Origin of the sequence: Chryseobacterium populi (assembly GCF_000282115.1) — a bacterium.
Taxonomy (GTDB): Bacteria; Bacteroidota; Bacteroidia; order Flavobacteriales; family Weeksellaceae; genus Chryseobacterium; species Chryseobacterium populi.
This window is the reverse complement of the sequence record NZ_AKJY01000061.1, coordinates 1-19,366: the sequence shown is the minus strand read 5'-3', so window position 1 is coordinate 19,366 and position 19,366 is coordinate 1. Positions and strand designations below refer to the sequence as shown.

Below are 19,366 nucleotides of genomic sequence, written 5' to 3'. Positions count from 1 at the left end.
GCTCTCCTGCGCTACTGACATACTCTCGTTTTCAGTGCGGCAAAAGTACACATTATATCCACTATAATCCAAATTTATTTAATGTAAATATTCTGATTGTGGGAAAGTTTTATTTTAAAGTGCTGATATGATTATTTTTAGAAATACATTCACATTTATCCACATTAAGCATCCGGATAAATCCTGATGAACGGATTATAAAAAACGCTTCTGAAGGGCCTTATATATAGAGCATCCTATCAAAGATCCAATAGTGTCTGCTACGATATCGAGAATCTCCATGGATCTGCCCAGATGCATTTCTTCCTGTAGTATTTCTGTAAGGAATGCATATATAAGGATGATCTGAAAAAAATAAGAGAATTTGATTTTAGGAAAGGCTGCCGTAAAGCAAAAACCCAGCATTGCGAATATACTCAGATGAAGAACCTTGTCGATCCCATTAAACATGAACCAGTATTCATGGTTTTCTTCGCCGGGCTTTAAAAGCATATAAGTAAGAAATGCCCAATAAATGGGCAAAATCTTACTAAATATTTTTGAAATTTTATCCAATGATAGCCTGATATTCTTCTGCAGAAAGCAATTCAGAATGATCTGCACCGTCAGCAATTTCTACTTTAATGATCCATCCGTCTCCGTAAGGATCTGAATTTAACAGTTCAGGCTGATCTTCAAGTTCTGAATTAAATTCAATTACTTTTCCTGAAACTGGTAAGAATAAATCTGAAACTGTTTTTACAGCTTCTACACTTCCGAAAACGTCTCCGCCATTAAGATCGTCATCTACAGTATCTACATCTACATATACGATATCTCCAAGCTCTCCTTGTGCAAAATCTGTAATCCCGATTGTAGCCACATTCCCTTCGATCTTTATCCATTCGTGGTCTTTAGTGTACTTTAATTCTGATGGTGTGTTCATTTTTTAATTTTTATTTTTACAAATGTATTCAAAATTCTATAAGGTTCAAATATTGAGTATAAAAAATGTCCCTATTTTAAGGGACATTAATTTCTAATTTTTTTTATTCTATAATCCGCCTGAATCTCCAAACGTAAATGTTGCTGAAAGTCCGGCTCTGATTGTAGACAACGGGAACGCCGTTGAGATTTTATATTTGGAAGTCATCTGCTCATAGAAGACTCTCAGGTTAAGGTTTTCTGAAACATTATAGTCTGCAGAAAGCTTAATATTTAAAAGCTTCTGGCCTCCTGTCACCTGGGAATCATCCAGTAAGATATTGGTGATACTGGTTCTGCTGTCCCGTAAAGAGAAATCTCCCCTGATGTTAAGATCGCTTCCTTTGCCTTTTGCTCCTCTTACGTTGGTCATCCCCAATCTGAAGTTTCTTATAATATATCCTACTCTTACTACATATTCAGAATTAGAATCTTCGGTAAGGGTATGATTTACCAATCCTAATAAAAGCATTCTGTTTCTGTTATATTGTAATCCGAACTGCATGTTGTTTCTCATGGTAACATCTACTCCGATAAGCGGTGAGAATGATTCAACATATCCTACCTGAGAGAAAGTAAACGGATTGATATAATCATTATTAACATCAAAAGGAACGCCTGTTGACAATGAATTAAAATAGTCAATACTTGACTGAATCCCCGTAGCAGTATAAGTCGCATTATAACTGTGTAAAATATCAAACTTGGAGAACTGTCCACTGATGATCGGGAAATTTTTTAATCCTGAATAGGTAATTTTCCAGTTTGGTATTGGCAGTCCTGCTTTTTTAGCATCTCCAACACTTTTTATCGATTTCCCTTCCACTGCCGCTCTGAATGCAGGTATCAGGACGTATGCATTTGCAATACTATATCCTTCGGCAAAACCATTGGCATCAAGCTGGGCTCCAGGTCCTCCTAATTGCTGTGAGTAAGCCCGTGCATTTTCCCTGATCGCCTGATATACTGCCTGTCCATCTTTAAATGATGTTTTTAAAAGCATCACCGAGTTAGAATAGGTAATTAAATCATTCGCAAAGGTATAATCATGGTTGGCAGTTCCTAAATTCTGTCTGTTATTAAACCCGGATTGCGAGAAATTTCTATTATAGTTCTGCAGGGCATTAATATCTATTCTAAAATCATTAATCGGAACAACCTGTAAATTTGCTCTTAATTCTCTTGTAGACATCCGAATATAAGGATCTGTCATTAAATCGCTATCACTTACCCATCCGTTTTCAAGGACTGTTCTTCTGATGTCAGCCTGAGAACCTAATAAGAACCCGATTGTTGGCCCGCCTAAGGTTTGCCCGTAACCATACCAGTTAGGAGCTGATAATAAGCCTGGAAGTACGGTCCCGTTATTTTCAGAATAGTTAACATCTAACTGTTTGAATGAAGTTAAGAAGAATGCCATACTCTGTAAAGGAGTCAGCTTATTTTTAAATTTATATTTCTTATACTTATATCTGTTCTTTTCCCATTGTTTGGTGAACACATTATTCAATGAATCCATTTCCTGTCTGCGTTTCTGAAGCTTGGCAGAAATATTTTTAAAATACTTAAACTGGCCGAAGAACTTCGGAATATCTGCTGTAGCAGTAGCCTGGATCACATTCGTGTTCTGTCCGACAGATCCTAAACTTCCTTCAGGGCTGTATAGTAAAGCGGTAGATCTTGCATTCCAGTTATAGGTGAATCCGTATCCCAGTTCTGCATCAATGAAATCAAGGTATGGTAAATACTGGAACGGAAGTTTGTAATTCAGCTGTACCCTGTGGTTATACAATACCGGTCTTCCCGCTCTGAATACATTTCCAAAGATCGAAGAATTATCCATTGAATTTACATCCATATTATCATTAAGCGTTCTCATCACAGAGTTGATCTCAAGCTTTAATGATTTTGTAAAGTTGAATCCTAAACCGTACTGCCATCCGAAATAGAAATTTCTGTTTTTAATGGCTGCAGACTCATCATTGAAGTTTCCGCTTAAGATAGATTCTATATTTCTGAACTCAAGTTCGTTATAATTTCTGTCGATTTCCGTTCTGAAAGATAATCTCGTCGGGATAGGATTAAAGTTAAATTCTTTTGCCCATCTCAGGTATTTCGTTGATTTCGCCGTGTCACTGATCATCTTGTTGAAAGGCCTGATCACCCAGGGCTTGAAGGTATAATTATAATCTACATATCCTCTCAGATACTGTCTGTAATTTTTCTTCGTATAAATATCCCTGTAGAAATCATCGTTATAAACAGCAGTTACGGAAATGTTTTCCACATCATAGAATTTAGGTTTTCTGTTTTGATTTACCCTTTCCTTATGCATATTCACCACTCCTAAACTTCTTTGCTGAGTGTAGGTTCTGGCTACTTTTTTCAACTGTTCTTTATTCGCCGCTTTATTAAACTCGACATCAGTATCCAGTGGGTTGTATTTAGGATCTTCAATGGTCTGAGAATAAGAATAGTTCAACGGAATTTTCACTCCGCTTTTCTCAGGAAGGAATTTATCTACATTGATGGCCGTATTGATACTGAATGCAGATTGTGTAGACTGGTTTCTTTCCGCAGGTTTGGAATCTATGTTTCCGAATCCTACAGATGTATAGGATGCACTTGTATTCACCACTGCGAAATCCCCAAGGTTGAAATTCAAACTTGCATTTCCGGCATATCCACCATCATTTTCAATTTCTGAAAGACGGATTTCGTTTACCCATAAAATCCTTTCTATAGAATTTCCGTTTCGATCTCCTGCATTTCTTATACCAATGACAATGGTAGTTATATTTCCTAAACTCGGACGCCCTTTGACATAGATATTTTTAAGATTGTCTGTCTGGGCAAAGACAGGATCCTGAATTCTATCACTGATATTATTCGGAGAATTTTTATCTCTTCTTATTTTAGCATCTACAAAATTCTGGACCTCCAGATCAACATCATTTTCCATCGGCCAGATCTCCATCGGGGTAGTAGCTGTTTTCGAAGTAAGCTTCATCGATGCTTCATATTCATAATAGTTATCTGCAGCATCACTTCCGAAACGAATGAAGAATTTGGTTTTCTCATCCATATCCGTATCTCTTCCTGTAGGATCTTCGGCGTGTACAAAAAGTTTTAATTTCTTATACCTTCTCATATCCAGGGTTGTATTTTTAAACACCCCTCTTGCTTCAGTTACCGGAAGATTTTTTGCTCTTAAGTATAAAGAGCTTTCATTTTGTCTTTGTGCTCCTGCATTTCCACTTAAAATCTGTCTGTCGATTCCCGGGGGCAATACATAAGGAGGCTGATTAAGAGCATTCTCTTCTATATTTACACTTCCGATTTCAAGGTTTTGCGGATCAAGCACATTATCGCTTCCTTCATTTGAGGTAGTCTCTCCATATTTAGCAATATTCTTAGGGTATTTTCTCCAGTCTGATCTTACCAGATCCATCGTACCGAATCTTAATGTAGAAGTCTGATCAAAACCTGTTAATAATAACCTTGCAAATCTCACATTATTAAGAACCCCGGCATCATGATCTCCAATATTCGCATCATACTGTGCAACCGGAACTCTGAATAAATACCATTTTACATCGGAAGTCTGTCCGTTCTGGAATGTAGCTTTTACTGTTTTAACATCAACAATATTATTCTGTCCCAATGTCATACTCGCCTGATCCAGCTTTACAGTATACTGGTTATAGTTTTCTGCCTGATCCAGGTTGTAATCTTTATTGATATCTTCAGCATCCGGGGTTTGGGATGATACTTCCAGAGAGTTGCTTTGTGAGTTTCCTTCCGGGCCTCTGAAATATTTGTATCTCTGAACCAATGATGATGCCTGGCTGCCTGTAAACTTTGCAGATAAATAGAATACAAAATCATCTACCGCAGGGTCTGCAAGATTGGTAACCGGGTTTGTGAATGTATTCCCGAATTTCATTGATTCCTGGTCTGAGCTTAAACCATCATACCCGGCATCCTGTATTGTTCTTTCCTGTCCTTCACTTGAGAATGCATATAAAATCGGAGGTTGTTTTGGCTGTGATCCCCAGTTTGAATCTGTTGTTACAGATGGAGACCCCGGAGTCGGCAAACCGTTTTCATACTGCATTAACCCGTCTTTCAGAATATCTTCAGATACATTTCCTAACTGAAGTAATAGTTTAGGGTCTGTTCCTATATTGGTTCCATCGGCATAAGGGTCCATTAACCAGAATTCCACATACTCAATATTGGAATTGACAAAATTGGAAATACTGATCGGCCTCATAATCCCTGCCCATCGCTGCTGTGTCGTTTCGGTATTAGGATTTACGTTATAAGGCCCTTTTTCCTGCGGATAATATGAAATATCAAAAGTATTGGTAAACGTCTGCTCACCCGCAACGAAATCCCTGTTGTTGTAAATCTCGGAATACTGAACTCTTCTCGATGCGTGATTTGAAACGGACTGTGGTGTAATTCCGGCAGGTGCTTTTCCTCCTACTCCCCAGAATCTCGGGTCAATATTATACCATGATAATAACCCTCTTCCGTAACCATTCGTTAAATCATTACTTGCTCCTGCTCCCTGGAATATAGGATCAGATTGATTTTTTTCCGGCTTTGAAGCAAGGCTCCATGCAGCAGGCTCTTTTAATGATATTTTAGAAGTGGTTTGTTCGAAATCATCAATATATGACTGGTCATTCGTTCCCTTATTCAGTCCCGGAAGCAAATAGGCACCCTCCATTTTGAAGTTCAGGCTGGAAGGGGCCTCCGTATTGACGAAAGGGATCTTATCCGTTAACCTTGTCAGGAAAGGAAGCTGATTGTTGTACATTAGATTGATCCCGAACATCGTATTATTTACAGCCTCCTGGCCATAATTTACTTTCTGGGTCAGTGGAGATTCCGAGTAATTCACAACTGTTCCTCCTAAAATGAAGTTTTCATTAAATCTTCTTTCAAGGTTCAAACCTAAGAACCTTTTTCTCTGGGTATTGAAAGTAAGCTGATTTTCTAATGAAATATTGATTGCCTGTCCGGACTGTTTTACATTCTCGTTGATGATCGTTACCGTTCCCAACATATAGTCTACAGTATAGTCAACGCCTTCAGTCAGCTGAACCCCATTTGCTGTCACTTTTACAGAACCTTGCGGAACGTTTACAGCTCCTAAGGAAATCCCCTGTCCCTGTGTACCTTTGTAACGTCCTTCTAAAGTATACCGCTGTGGCAAATAAGTTGCCACTTGTTTCTGCTGGTTATAAAGATCAGCCTGTACATACGTAGGGTCACTACTTCCCAGCACACTCGCCATATAGCTACCAAAAGGCTGGGTTTTGGTGAATATAATTTTCCCGGTTTCCGGTCTTACCGTAATTCCGTTGACAAAGTCAAAAATACCGTCACCGGTACTGTTCCCATTATTCTGTAAATCCCCGTTCATATTCAAACGGTCCCAGTTTAATAATTTCAATAGGTTAATGTCCTGAACATTGGTACCCGGAAGATAATTTACCTTACCTCCTGTTTTGGCATCTCTGTAAAGAACGTTAAGAATAAAGCCGTCCTGACTGATCTGTCCACCGTCTAAAGAATAGATATTCTTCATCATCAATTGCCACATCGGAGATGCTACACTCACTTTCGTATTAGAGCGCAGGACTTTAGTCACCAGCACAGGGCTCTCTTCTGAAAATTCCCCTACTTTATAAACTTTATTGCTTCCATCGGTATAGGAATATGAAACGGCCAAAAGCTGACCGTCATTCAGTTTCTGATTCAGGGAGATATACCCTAACTGGGGCTGGAATGTATATTCATTGGCATTCAGCCTTCTTGCTTTCTTATTAAAGATAAAGTGCTCTCCTTCTTCATAGGGTACCGACGCTCCCGTTGCATCCGGAAATGATTGATTTTTTATAAGGTCTGCGTAATTGGTTCCCGCATCTCTTGGCGTACCCATTGCTGTTGTGATAGCCCCATAAATGTTATTATTCGGGTTATCCGGAAGTAATCCGCCTTCACCTAAATCCCTGATCCCGACAATACTTTTCTGGTAGGCCAGGTTACTGTTTCCCTGATCCAATACCCAAACTTCAAGCCTTGTGATATTGATTTTCGAATTGATCTGAGGATAATTAAGCAAAGCATTGTCATAGCCGTTGAGGAAATAATGTCCTAAAAAGTAATGCTGATTATCTTCATAATCTATCGCATTAATTTTAAAGGTATTAACCGCTCCACCGCCCTGTACAACAATATTCCGGGCTTCACCCTGCTGTTGCGAAAGCACAACGGTTCCGAAAGTTTTACCCAGCTGAAATTCGGTTTTCACCCCGAACAATGATTCCGACCCGCGTATTAAACTGGTTGAAAGCGGCATATTAACATTACCGAATTCTACTCTTTTTATAATTTTATCTTCCCCTCCTGCGCTTGGTTTATCAACTTCCTGCAGACCTTTTTGCTGAAGATCTTTCCAGCTTCCTTTTGCCTGCCAGACCAGGTTCATCCTGTTCTCAAATGCAAAACCGCTTTGGGTATCATAATTAGCTTTCAGTTGAAGGTTTTCACCCACTTTTCCCAATAAGCCAAGCTGAATCCTCTGATTGATATCAAAGGTAAAGCTGGTTCTGTTCTGAGGCAGGATCAAAGGGTTATCAATCTTCTGGTATAGTCCTGCAAAATCAAAAGAAGCATATCCGGAAGGGATAATTTCAATTTTATTGCTTCCAAAAATGGTTTCAAACAGCTTATTCCGGATCGTTAAGGAAGGGATCAGCCCTTTTTTCTTTGCGTCGCTTTTATCTTTACGGAAAAGTAAGTTATACTGATCTGATTTTTCTTTGTAGTAAGCCCTGCTCTGGGCAGCCATCATAAATTCCTTGTACTCTTCCGGAGACATGGCTGTGGGCTGTCCTGTAATCGTATTCCCGATTTTCGGATAGACGTAGTACATTCCCGTTTTAATATCATAAAACGCCTCATACTGGGTAGGGTCTGCCACTTCGTAGTTCTTCTTTATGACCGCAGTGTCCCGTACCTGCTGAGCAAAAGTATTGACTGACATGCACAGGAACGACAGGAACAAAAATATATTAAGATACTTATTATTTGCCACCAAATGTTAAATGTTTTTTAAAATTTGTTTTACCAATTCTTCTACAGAAATATCTGGATTTTGTTTGATCATACGATCTGCGATCTTCTCACTCATCCTTTTAGGAATCCCTAAAACTTCTAATGCAGATAACGATTCTTCCTTAATTTTATTATTCACAAATGTAGAAATATTTTCTTCCGGGTTGCTGAATTTTTGGACTTTATCTTTCAAATCTACAATGATTCTTTCAGCTGTTTTAGTCCCGATTCCTTTAGCTTTCTGAATGAGGGCACTATTCCCTGAAAGTATCGCCGAAGCAATCTCATCAAGGCTTAAAGTGGAGAGTAAAATAAGGGCTGAAACGGCTCCTACTCCGTTAACGCTTATTAACAGATTAAACATTTCTTTTTCTAAACGAGTGTTAAATCCGAAAAGTAAATGGGCATCTTCACGGATAATTTGCTGGACAAACAAAAAAGTCTCCTGATTCAGTATCAGGGTTTGTGAGGTCATTAAACTGATTCCTACGTAGTAACCGACTCCGTTTACGTTGATTACCGCATAGGTGGGGGTAAGCTCTTGAACAATGCCTTGTAAAGAAAATATCATTATTAATTTTTAAAACTCCCAAATATAGCAATTTAAACTAATTAATGTTTTCATTTCACACACGAATGATTTTTAACTTATTTTTTGAAGTGAAATTCAATCATTTACCTAAAAAGCAAAAAACTCCAAAATTGGAGTTTTTTGCTTTTATCATTGATATATCTAAAATAAGAACTATCCTGTCCGGATATCTGTATAATCATTAATCACGTAAGAACATCCGTTGTCCATGAGCTCTGCTTCCGTATGGGTCGTCGTAATACCAATCACTTTCAAACCTGCATCAAAGGCTGCTTTTATCCCTCCCATTGAATCTTCAACCACCAGGCAGTCTTTATTGCTGATCTGTAGCTTTCCAACTGTTTTTAAAAATATCTCAGGATCCGGTTTTCCTTTTGACACCTCAATTCCCCCGGTAATCGCATGGAAATAATCTCTGATGCTTAAACCATTTAAAATAAAATCAATACTTGATGGGATTCCCATAGTGGCAAGTCCGGTTTTAATATTCATCTGTTTCAATTTTTGAAGAAAAGGAGTTAATCCGTTAACTTCCCGGATATGATCTTTATATAAATCCTGATAAGCTTTTTCTTTTAACTGTCTCAGCTCATAGATCCTGTTTTCAGGTAAGTCATTTCCGAAAAAACGGATGATCATTTCATCCAGCGTCCCATGATTCTGGGCACTGAAATGTTCGGGCCTGATATCAATTCCATACTGTTTTAAAAATATAATCCATGATTCTTCATGATAAGGGATATTGTCTACCAGAGTACCATCCATATCAAAAATGATCGCCTTTGCATCAAACTTCATTTCTAAAACCCGGTTTTTTATGATTATTTCTTACTGTCCTTCTTTTCTCTTCTTTGTGCATCTAATACGGCTACTGTTGCCAGGTTCACGATCTCATCAACACTTGAACGCATCTGCAATACGTGTACAGGCTGCTTTAATCCCATCAGGATTGGCCCGATCACCTGGGCAACTTTCATTCCTCTGATGATCTTGTAAGATAAGTTTGCACTTTCAAGGTTCGGGAAGATAAATGTATTCGCCGGAGTTTCGCCTAACTTTGAGAACGGATAATCACTTAAATGGTCTGCATTCATTGCAAAATCAGGTTGAATTTCTCCATCCACAATCATTTTCGGATACTTCTCATGAAGAATGCTTACCGCTTTTGCTACTTTTTTAGAGGTATCAGCAATGGCGGCAAAGTTTTCAAAGCCAAGCATTGCAATTCTCGGTTCGATAGCAAAAGATTTCACTGTGAATTCAGCCATTTTAGCAATATTCACAAGGTCTTCGGCAGTAGGATTCTGATTGATGGAAGTGTCGGCAAAGAAAATCGGCTTCTTTTCAGATAAAATCATCATCATCGCCGCTACTTTATCTACTCCTTTATCTTTTTCGATCACTTCTAAAACAGGTCGTAATACGGAGGTATAGTTTTTAGAAAAACCTACAATAAGAGCATCTGTATCACCATGCTTCAACATTAGCGGACCGAAGTAATCTCTCTGGCGAACATATCTTTTCGCTTTGTACTCGTTCATGCCTTTTCTCTGACGAAGTTTCCAAAGGGTTTCCCTGTATTTCTTTCTGTTTTCTTCCTGATCATCATCGCTAGGATCAATAATCGGAATATCTAACTGAATTCCGAAACGTTCCATTTGTTCCTTGATGTATTTTTTATTTCCTAAAAGGCTCGGGAAAGCAATTCCTTCTTCATAAAGAATCTGAGCAGCCTTCAATACATTGTATTCTTCAGCATTTCCCAAGGTAACTCTCTTAGGATTAGATTTTGCACGGCTCTGCATCATTCTTATCAGCTTTTCATCTCTTCCCATCCGGTCAAGAAGCTGGTTTTCATATTCTTCGAAATCAGTGATCGTTTTTCTGGCAATACCACTTTCGATGGCAGCTTTCGCTACGGCACTTGAAACTTTAGTGATCAATCTGTTGTCAAACGGTTTCGGAATGAAATATTCTCTGCCGAACTGTAAATTCTGAACGTTATAAGCAAGGATTACAGCTTCCGGAACCGGTTCTTTTGCCAGGTCAGCAATTGCATGAACTGCTGCCAGTTTCATTTCTTCATTGATTCCTTTTGCCTGAACATCTAATGCTCCGCGGAAGATATAAGGAAAACCTAAAACGTTATTTACCTGGTTAGGATAATCACTTCTTCCTGTTGCCATGATAACGTCTTTACGGGTTTCTATAGCTAAATCATAAGCAATTTCCGGATCTGGATTTGCCAGGGCAAAAACGATAGGGTTTTCATTCATACCTGAAAGCATTTCCGGAGTCATCACATTTCCTTTGGACAGACCAACAAAAACATCTGAACCTTTTACGGCATCTTCTAAAGTATCAATATCCGTATTGGCAATAAAATCTATTTTTTCCGGCGTAAGGTTTTCTCTTTTATGATTGATTACCCCTTTACTGTCGCACATTAAAACATTTTCCCTCTTCAGACCTAAAGAAATGTATAAATTTGTACAGGCAATAGCTGCCGCTCCGGCACCATTAACCACCATTTTCACTTCTTCAATCTTTTTGCCGGCAATCTGCAAAGAGTTAATCAATGCGGCTGCAGAGATGATAGCTGTTCCGTGTTGGTCATCGTGCATTAAAGGGATATCCAATTCCTCTTTTAGTTTCTGCTCGATGTAAAATGCTTCGGGAGCTTTGATATCTTCTAGGTTTATTCCCCCGAAAGTAGGGGCAATTCCTTTTACAATCTGAATAAATTTATCGGGATCTTTTTCGTCAATTTCAATATCAAAAACATTGATGTCTGCAAAAATTTTAAATAAAAGACCTTTTCCTTCCATTACAGGTTTTGAAGCCTCGGCTCCGATATCACCCAATCCCAAAACTGCAGTACCATTGGATATTACAGCTACCAGGTTTCCTTTTCCGGTATAATCATAAACGGTTTCAGGTTTATCATGAATTTCCATACAAGGAACAGCCACTCCGGGAGAATATGCTAACGATAAATCTCTTTGGGAAGAATGCGGTTTTGAGGGAATAACCTCGATTTTTCCTTTAGGTTCGGCTTTATGATAATCTAACGCGGCCTGATTAAAGTTCTTTTCGTCGCGGTTGTTTTTACTTGACATAGAATTTTGTTTTTAAAGTATATATTTAATATGGTAATTGACTAAACTCTCAATAGGTTTCTGTACAACATTACCAACATTTAAATTGAGTTCTGCTGCTGCAGAACGAAGAATATCTTCATAATAATAGGCAATAGAGCCGATAAAATTGATCTCGGCATCTTTGGCTTCTTCATAAGGAAGAACCTGGTAATCGAAGAAATTCAGCATTTCCTCAAAAACCATTTTCTGAAAGTAAGGGTGATCTTTTCTTTCAACTACAAATTTGTTGAAATTGGCTAAATAGGCATTTGGTCTTGATGTGTGGTACATATTTTTCAATGCCTCGTCAATCGTTAAATGATAGGTTTCCTCAAACTCAGTATGTAAATCCTGAGGAAGCTTCTGCATAAAGAATCTTCTTACGAGCTGTTTTCCTATAGAACTTCCGCTTCCTTCATCTCCCATCAGGAATCCAAGTGAGGGAAGTTTTATTTTCAGGTTGGTTCCGTCAAAATAACATGAGTTGGATCCCGTTCCCAGAATACAGACAATTGCAGGTCTGCCCCTGTAAGCAGCATAGGCTGCAGCGGTAAGGTCTTCCTGGGCAATTACTTCTGCTTTGGTAAAAAACTTTTCAAGTTCTCTTTCAATAGTAATCCTGTTTTGGGGTATTCCACAGCCAGAGCCATAGAAAAAAACTTTTGTTATCGAGTTTTTAACAGCACTCAGATTGATGTTTTTTTCAATTTCAGGAACGATAAGTTCAGCTGCAATATTATTGGGGTTAAAGCCAATAGTCTCTGTTCTCATAAAGACTTTCTTGAAATCATCTAAAATTACCCAATCACATTTGGTAGAACCGCCATCAACAATAGCAACCATATATTACATTTTAGTTTAAGGATGCTAAATTATGAATTTATCTTGAAATAGCTTTAAAAACACCGGCGAAGCTGTGAGGAATGCCTACTGTTTTATATCAGTTTTATTTTTGTTGAATTGTAATAACCAGTCTTCTATTTCATCTTCCAGATAGGAAGTCTGTAAGATCATAGCATTAATAAAATCATCCGGTACAGGTTCATTTTTGGAATTTTCAAGATTCCAAAGCTCATCAGATATATTTTCATATTCCGAATACACCCGTTTGAAACGAGAATTCTCTCTTTCAAGAGCCTCAATATTTTTCTGTTGAAGCTGGAATTTTCTGTATTTGTTTTGACGTTCCATACAAATATTAGGGTTAATTGAGTTATAAAATGGGATGAGTATGCTCTATTCACGCATTACAAGATAGAAAAAACCATCAACACAAGTAGTTGAAAATGAATTTATTATCAGGTATGTTTTTATTCTGTCTGAAAATTAAAGTTAGAAATAATTTTCATCTAAAAAAAAAATTTAACATCTTTTTTTAGTGTTTAACATATAGTTATACATTTGCATATCATATAAATTTGGATGAGAGAATTAATACTACGCCAGAAACAGATTTTGTTCTTCATATTAGCCGGAGGACTCAGTGCTATTGTAGAAATAGGAAGCTTTAAAGTCTTCAGCACCTATCTTCCGCACTTCTTTCCCCCTGAAACAAATTTCCATGGAATACACTATCCTTTCAGTAATATTTTTTCCACAATCTGCGGTATTCTCACTAACTATTTCCTGAGCATCTGGTTTGTTTTTGAAAGGGGAAAACATTCAAAAAGAAAAGAGTTTGTATATTTTATGGCGGTATCTTTTATTTCTACATTATTCAGCCTTGGTTTCTTCCAGATATTCTACAGTTATATATTCAAAGAAAATATCAGTTTAATTTTTTATACCTTGAGCCCTGAAATGATCAGTAAGATTGCAGCCATTTTACTGGTTTCCATTCTTAATTATTCTGTAAAGAAAAAAGTAATTTTTAACGGTTAACCTGTGGTAAAGATTTTAAATTATATCTGGAGATTGTGGCTGTTGATCCTGGCTTTTGTTCTAACAATCGTTTTTGGAATCCCTGTTTATATTTTATCCTTTAATAAGAAACATTATAAGTATGCCTATAAGTTTATACGTTTCTGGTGCTATGGAATGTTTTATGGAATGGGCCTCCGCTACGAGCTTATTAATCTTACCGATAAAAAAGTTGATAAAAACAGACAATATGTGGTCATTTCCAATCACACCTCGATTATGGATATTATGCTTCCATGTATTTTATTCCCAAACCATCCGCTTTGTTATGTCGGAAAAAAAGAGCTGGTAAAGATTCCTATTTTCGGGACCATCTATAAAAGGATATGTGTAATGGTAGACCGAGGCAGCGCAAGGAGCCGCGCTGATGTTTACAGGAGATGTGCCGAAAAAATGGAAGAAGGGAACAGCATTGTTATTTTCCCTGAAGGTGGTGTCCCGGATGACACTTCTGTTGTTTTAGACGAATTCAAAGACGGAGCTTTCACCTTATCCTCTAAGCATCAATCACCTATAGCTGTTTATACTTTTATAGGATTAAAAGAAATGTTTCCGTTTGACAACTCAAAAGGTTATCCCGGAAAAGTAAAAGTATATTTCAATGATATCATTGAACCATCGGAGTTTCCAAAAGATTTAAGAATGTCTGCTTTTGAGACAATAAAAAATACTTTAACAAAACATTCTTTTTAAAAGAAATAATTATATTTGTTTAAACTAACTATAAAAAAACTATACAGTTTATATGGAACATCACAACGAGCAAACCAAATGGTCTCAATTTATATCATTGGTTATTGTATTTTTCTTTTGGGGATTTGTTGCGGCAAGTAATGACATTCTGATTCCCGTTTTCAAAAAAAGTTTTACACTTTCGCAGGTACAATCACAATTGGTAGCCTGGGCATTTTACGTTGCATACTTTGTGGGGTCTCTTATATTCTTTATCATATCGTTAAAAAGTGACATTCTGCAGAAATTCGGATACAAAAAAACGTTAGCCGCCGGACTGGTTATTTCTGCGGTGGGGGCTTTTCTATTTGTACCCGCCGCAACTTCCCAAAACTTCTGGTTTTTCTTAACTGCTCTATTTATTGTAGGTTTGGGATTTTCTGTTCAACAGATCGTCGCCAATCCTTTAGCGATCAAAATGGGAAGCCCGAATACCGGAGCACACAGATTAACATTGGCAGGAGGGATCAACTCCCTGGGAACAACCATCGGACCGATCTTATTAGGAATCGCTCTGTTCGGAACAGGGAGCGAACATACAGAATTGTCTTTAGATGATGTAAAACTTCCATTCATTATATTAGGAATTGCTTTTATTTTGGTGGCAATTTTCATGTTATTTTCTAAGATAGAAGATCCTTCAAAAACAGAGGAAAAGAAAATAGAGGCCGGCGAGGAAAAATTCAATTTGTTTAAATATCCTCAACTGGTCTTAGGGATGGTTGCCATCTTTATTTATGTAGGGGTTGAAGTTTCCATTATCAGCAACCTCCCAGCTTTACTCCACACCAACGAATTCGGAAACGTTTTGGAACACAATATTGCTCCTTTCATTTCCTTGTATTGGGGAAGTTTGATGATTGGAAGATGGAATGGGGGAATCAATGTTTTTGATACTTCCAAGACTGCCAACCTTATTTTAAAATTCGTAGTTCCTTTTATTGCATTCGGAATTATTCTGGTTGCCAATACTTTAAGTGGCAAAGATGTTTCTGCATTCTATATTTATCCTATCTGGATTATTATTTTCATCCTGATGAGCTTCCTTGGAGGTAAAAATGCAGGAAAATCGTTGATGCTTTTTGGAGTTGCAGGGATCATTATGATGCTTTTAGGTTTAGTATATCCTGATAAAGAGATTGCAAAGTACTTCTTTATTTCTGGCGGGCTATTTTGCTCTATTATGTGGCCTTCCATTTTCGATCTTGCCATTGCCGGTTTAGGAAAGAATACAGGGAAAGCATCTTCCTTTCTTATTATGATGATCCTGGGAGGAGGTATTATTCCACTGTTACAAGGATGGATATGTGATTTTGATAAAGCTAATCCAAGCGGAATGATGGGAATTACATATACACATTTTTCATACATTGTTCCTGTTTTCTGTTTCTTGTATCTTGCATTTTACGGATTCATCACTCCGAAGATCTTGAAAAAACAAGGGGTTGTATTAAGTGAAGAAAGCTCAGGCAGTGGACATTAATACTATGAAAATATATAAAAAGAAAAGATTTTGGGCAGGTGTACTACTTGCCCAATTTCTTTTGTTTTTTCTTTTTTCAAAATCGAAAATGATGATTTCTTTTTTCGAAAGCTCTTTTGAATTTCAGAAAAAACTTCACCAACAATTATTCGCCTGGATTCCTTTTTCTTTTGGGGATGTTTTGTATGTTTCAGCCGGAATTTTTTGTCTGTATTGTCTGATCGGATGTTTTAAAAAGAAAAGCAGAAACAGCTCTTTTATCAGCCTTCTGCTGTTCATTAATGTTTTTTATTTTACCTATCAGGTATTCTGGGGAATGCTTTACTTTCAGACCCCGATTATAAAAAAACTGCCCAGTCAGGAAGAACCTACTTTAAATAAAGCCAAAGCAATGGCTTTGCGGTATCTTGAGAAATGCAAGACAACAAGACAACTGGTAAGGGAAGATCATAATGGTGTTTTTATCATTTCTGATCTGTCATCGGTACAAAAAGAAATACTTTCCAAACAGCAGAAACTTCCGGGATATATTTCGGAGAAAAAATCTCTCCAGATCAGTTCTTTTAAACCCAGCCTTTTTAAGAATGTAATGAGTTTTACCGGCATTTTAGGCTATTACAATCCTTTTACAGGAGAATCCCAATACAATTCTGAACTGCCGTCTTCATTCATTCCCTTTACCCTGGCTCATGAAAGCTCTCACCAGCTGGGTTTTGCCAGAGAGCAGGAAGCTAATTTCGCAGGTTATTTAATTGGTATTGATTCTCAAAATGTGGAGTTGAAATACAGCACTGAATATTTTACGTTAAAAAGTCTTTTAAACTTTATTGTCGATCATGACCCGGAATTTGTAAAATCTGTGTTAGATGATTATTCCGGCAAAATGAAAAAAGACAGATTCTATGAAAAAAATTTCATCCTGAAACATCAGGGATGGCTGGATGATTTCTTTGGATTCACCAATAATCTTTTTCTGAAGACCAACCAGCAAGACGGCTCTGTCACGTATTCTTACTTTATAGACCTCCTTCTGAATTACGAAAAATAGGAATAAAAAAAGAATCGTATCAGGCGATACGATTCTAAAAACACAAATGATGAAAAAAAATTTATTACCTTGACTTGTTCCCTCATTCAAGGCGATGTAAAAGTACAACAATATTTATAATTACAAAAACATTTTTCTTCTTTTTTCAAACTTTAAGAAAACTTTAAGATTTTTTAAGTTCTCTTGAATTTGTTAACAATTAATTAATTTATTCAATAACAAATGATTGTTTGATAGAAAAACATTTTACACTCAATTTAATTCAAAAACACTCACAACAATTATCTTTTATTTAGGAATAAAATATTATGGAATACCATAAGTTCTTTGAAATAGAAATTACGGTTTCTGATCAGCCTAATCTTATATTTTATTTAAATTCATATTGTTCTGACTTTTATATATTATTTAATGATTGATTTCGTTATGAAAAATACAATGAGAAATTTCAGAACCAAACAACAGGCCTGTTGAAACCCCGGATCAGGCAGATATTTTGAAAAACAATTCATAAATCACTTGAAAAGGAAAAAGTATTTGGTTTTTTAAAACATCTTTGTATTTTAGATAAAAATATTAATATGCTATTTGATAAACTAATAAACTATTTAAAACTTGATAAACAGGAGTTTCTTTTCCAGTTTAATTCTCATCCTAACTATCCTTCGGCATTAGCTTTCAGTGACACTCTAAATTTTATGGGCGTAAGAAATGATGCCTATGAACTGGATAAGGAGTATTGGGATGAGCTTCCTGAAGAATTTATTGCCATTGTTGACAATTCTTTTTCCCTGGTTAAAAAAAATGGGGCTCAGTATTCTATTTATTCCGACAAAGCCAAAACTTTAAATAAGGAAGAACTTCATAAAAGCTCAACAGACTTTGTGCTGTTGTTTGAAAAGGCTGAAAATGCAGATAAAACAATCTCCAGTTATAAACCTTTTACCTACCTCATTTTAGGAATTACCATACTCTATTCTGTATTTACCCAACAATGGTTTGAAGCTTTATTTAATATTTTATCTTTGGCAGGAGTTTATATCTCATTGGAGATCTTCAATCAGAAATTCGGAAATACTTCGGCAGTTATCGGTAGTATCTGCGGAGATACTTCCGGCACTCAGGTAGCCAATTCCTGTAATAAAATTATCAATCAGGATAAAACAAGCATTCTCGGGTTAAAATTTTCCGATTTTTCACTGATCTATTTTATCGGAATTGCAGTATTAGGCTTATTCCTACCTGTCACTGCATTTATTATTAAAGGTTTCACCATTGTATCAGTTATTGCCATCGGCTATTCATTATATATCCAGGCATTTGTTGAAAAAACATTCTGCCGGGTTTGCCTTCTCATTATTTCGATTTTAATTGCCCAACTGCTGATCAGCACACTGACGTTTCAAAATACATTTTTTGATTCAGGCATTGTCTTGTTAACTTTACTTTTGTGGGCCGTTTCTTTTTTCTCTGTTTTATACATTAACAATATTCTTACGGCAAAAGAAACATTTCAAAAGTCAAATGCAAAGAATTTAAGATTTAAAAGAAACTATGATTTATTTAAGCGGGAGCTTACCGAAAATGAAAAAATCAGCTTCAGTGATAATCAGACATTCTCTCTAGGAAATAGGGAAGCGAAGATTCGCATTTCGGTAGTTTCAAATCCGTATTGTGGTTTTTGTAAAGGTGCCCATGAAATTCTGGAAAGTTTATTGAAAAAATATCCGGATGACCTCTCTGCTCAGATAAGATTCAATTATTTCCCGGAAAAACCCAATGAAAAGTATACCGGTCTTCTTTCTGATTTTATGAGTATTTATAAAAACAAATCTCAAAGTGATTTTTTAAATGCCGTGGAAACCTGGTTTGAGAATAAAGATGAAAATAAGATCAAAAGTATAGCCGGCACAAATACCTCGGAAGATCTTAGTGCTTTAATTCAGATGTCTGTGGAAAATAGCAACGCAGGATTGAACTTCACACCTATATTTATTATTAACGGATACCAGTTTCCGGATAAATATGACCGTGAAGATATCCATTATTTTATTGATGAACTGATTGAGGATGAGGAAATTTAACATGATAGGAAATGATATAATGAAATTCACTATATTAGGAAAAAAATAGCGGTTCCGAAAAGCTAAGAGAGTAGGAAGATTGTATAAAACATCACCATGAAAAATTTCAAAATATTAAATCATAATGATTTAAAAAAAATTGATGAGCGGAAAAAAGATTAATTTTGATCCTAGTTTTGCAGACATGTTATAATGTAACATATTGCTATCAGGTTCCAGGAGATGTAATGAGAAATACAGAAATCTCTGCTCAGCATTACGGACTTAATG

Annotated in this window: 13 protein-coding genes; 5 read left to right on the top strand and 8 right to left on the bottom strand. The window is 36.7% G+C overall.

The window, feature by feature from the left end; all coding sequences use genetic code 11:
- Positions 1 to 195: 195 nt before the first annotated feature.
- From PMI13_RS14155 to PMI13_RS14120, 8 genes are all read right to left on the bottom strand, one after another.
- Positions 196 to 522, bottom strand: coding sequence for a VanZ family protein (locus PMI13_RS14155; RefSeq protein WP_007844857.1), 327 nt, complete (start codon positions 520 to 522; stop codon positions 196 to 198).
- Between the two features lie 25 nt (positions 523 to 547).
- The gene (gene gcvH, locus PMI13_RS14150) at positions 548 to 925 is read right to left on the bottom strand and encodes a glycine cleavage system protein GcvH (protein WP_007844856.1); all 378 of its coding nucleotides are present in this window, start codon (positions 923 to 925) and stop codon (positions 548 to 550) included.
- Positions 926 to 1,033: 108 nt separating this feature from the next.
- A complete protein-coding gene (gene sov, locus PMI13_RS14145) occupies positions 1,034 to 8,026 on the bottom strand; it encodes a T9SS outer membrane translocon Sov/SprA (protein ID WP_051957050.1) in 6,993 nt (2,330 codons plus the stop codon).
- 57 nt (positions 8,027 to 8,083) lie between these two features.
- Positions 8,084 to 8,668 carry a Holliday junction branch migration protein RuvA gene (gene ruvA, locus PMI13_RS14140; protein WP_007844851.1) on the bottom strand — a complete coding sequence of 195 codons (585 nt, stop codon included), beginning with the start codon at positions 8,666 to 8,668 and terminating at the stop codon, positions 8,084 to 8,086.
- A 174-nt stretch (positions 8,669 to 8,842) separates the two neighbouring features.
- On the bottom strand, positions 8,843 to 9,487 hold the full coding sequence (locus PMI13_RS14135; protein ID WP_007844850.1) for an HAD family hydrolase: 645 nt from the start codon (positions 9,485 to 9,487) through the stop codon (positions 8,843 to 8,845).
- 23 nt (positions 9,488 to 9,510) lie between these two features.
- Complete coding sequence (locus PMI13_RS14130; protein WP_007844849.1) at positions 9,511 to 11,808, bottom strand: NADP-dependent malic enzyme; 2,298 nt, start codon at positions 11,806 to 11,808, stop codon at positions 9,511 to 9,513.
- A 12-nt stretch (positions 11,809 to 11,820) separates the two neighbouring features.
- Positions 11,821 to 12,672: a BadF/BadG/BcrA/BcrD ATPase family protein gene (locus PMI13_RS14125; RefSeq protein WP_007844848.1), complete on the bottom strand. Its 852-nt coding sequence runs from the start codon at positions 12,670 to 12,672 to the stop codon at positions 11,821 to 11,823.
- 84 nt (positions 12,673 to 12,756) lie between these two features.
- Positions 12,757 to 13,020 carry a hypothetical protein gene (locus PMI13_RS14120; protein ID WP_007844847.1) on the bottom strand — a complete coding sequence of 88 codons (264 nt, stop codon included), beginning with the start codon at positions 13,018 to 13,020 and terminating at the stop codon, positions 12,757 to 12,759.
- 231 nt (positions 13,021 to 13,251) lie between these two features.
- On the opposite strand from PMI13_RS14120, the gene PMI13_RS14115 reads away from it, so the two are divergent.
- The 5 genes from PMI13_RS14115 (at position 13,252) to PMI13_RS14095 (ending at position 19,096) form a co-directional block, all read left to right on the top strand.
- A complete protein-coding gene (locus PMI13_RS14115; RefSeq protein WP_007844846.1) occupies positions 13,252 to 13,710 on the top strand; it encodes a GtrA family protein in 459 nt (152 codons plus the stop codon).
- A gap of 3 nt (positions 13,711 to 13,713) precedes the next feature.
- A complete protein-coding gene (locus tag PMI13_RS14110) occupies positions 13,714 to 14,442 on the top strand; it encodes a lysophospholipid acyltransferase family protein (RefSeq protein ID WP_007844845.1) in 729 nt (242 codons plus the stop codon).
- Between the two features lie 52 nt (positions 14,443 to 14,494).
- Positions 14,495 to 15,964: an MFS transporter gene (locus PMI13_RS14105; RefSeq protein ID WP_007844844.1), complete on the top strand. Its 1,470-nt coding sequence runs from the start codon at positions 14,495 to 14,497 to the stop codon at positions 15,962 to 15,964.
- Positions 15,965 to 16,052: 88 nt separating this feature from the next.
- Complete coding sequence (locus tag PMI13_RS14100) at positions 16,053 to 17,012, top strand: DUF3810 domain-containing protein (RefSeq protein WP_007844843.1); 960 nt, start codon at positions 16,053 to 16,055, stop codon at positions 17,010 to 17,012.
- A 581-nt stretch (positions 17,013 to 17,593) separates the two neighbouring features.
- Positions 17,594 to 19,096, top strand: a complete 1,503-nt coding sequence (locus PMI13_RS14095) for a thioredoxin domain-containing protein (protein WP_007844842.1) — start codon at positions 17,594 to 17,596, stop codon at positions 19,094 to 19,096.
- Positions 19,097 to 19,366 lie beyond the last annotated feature (270 nt).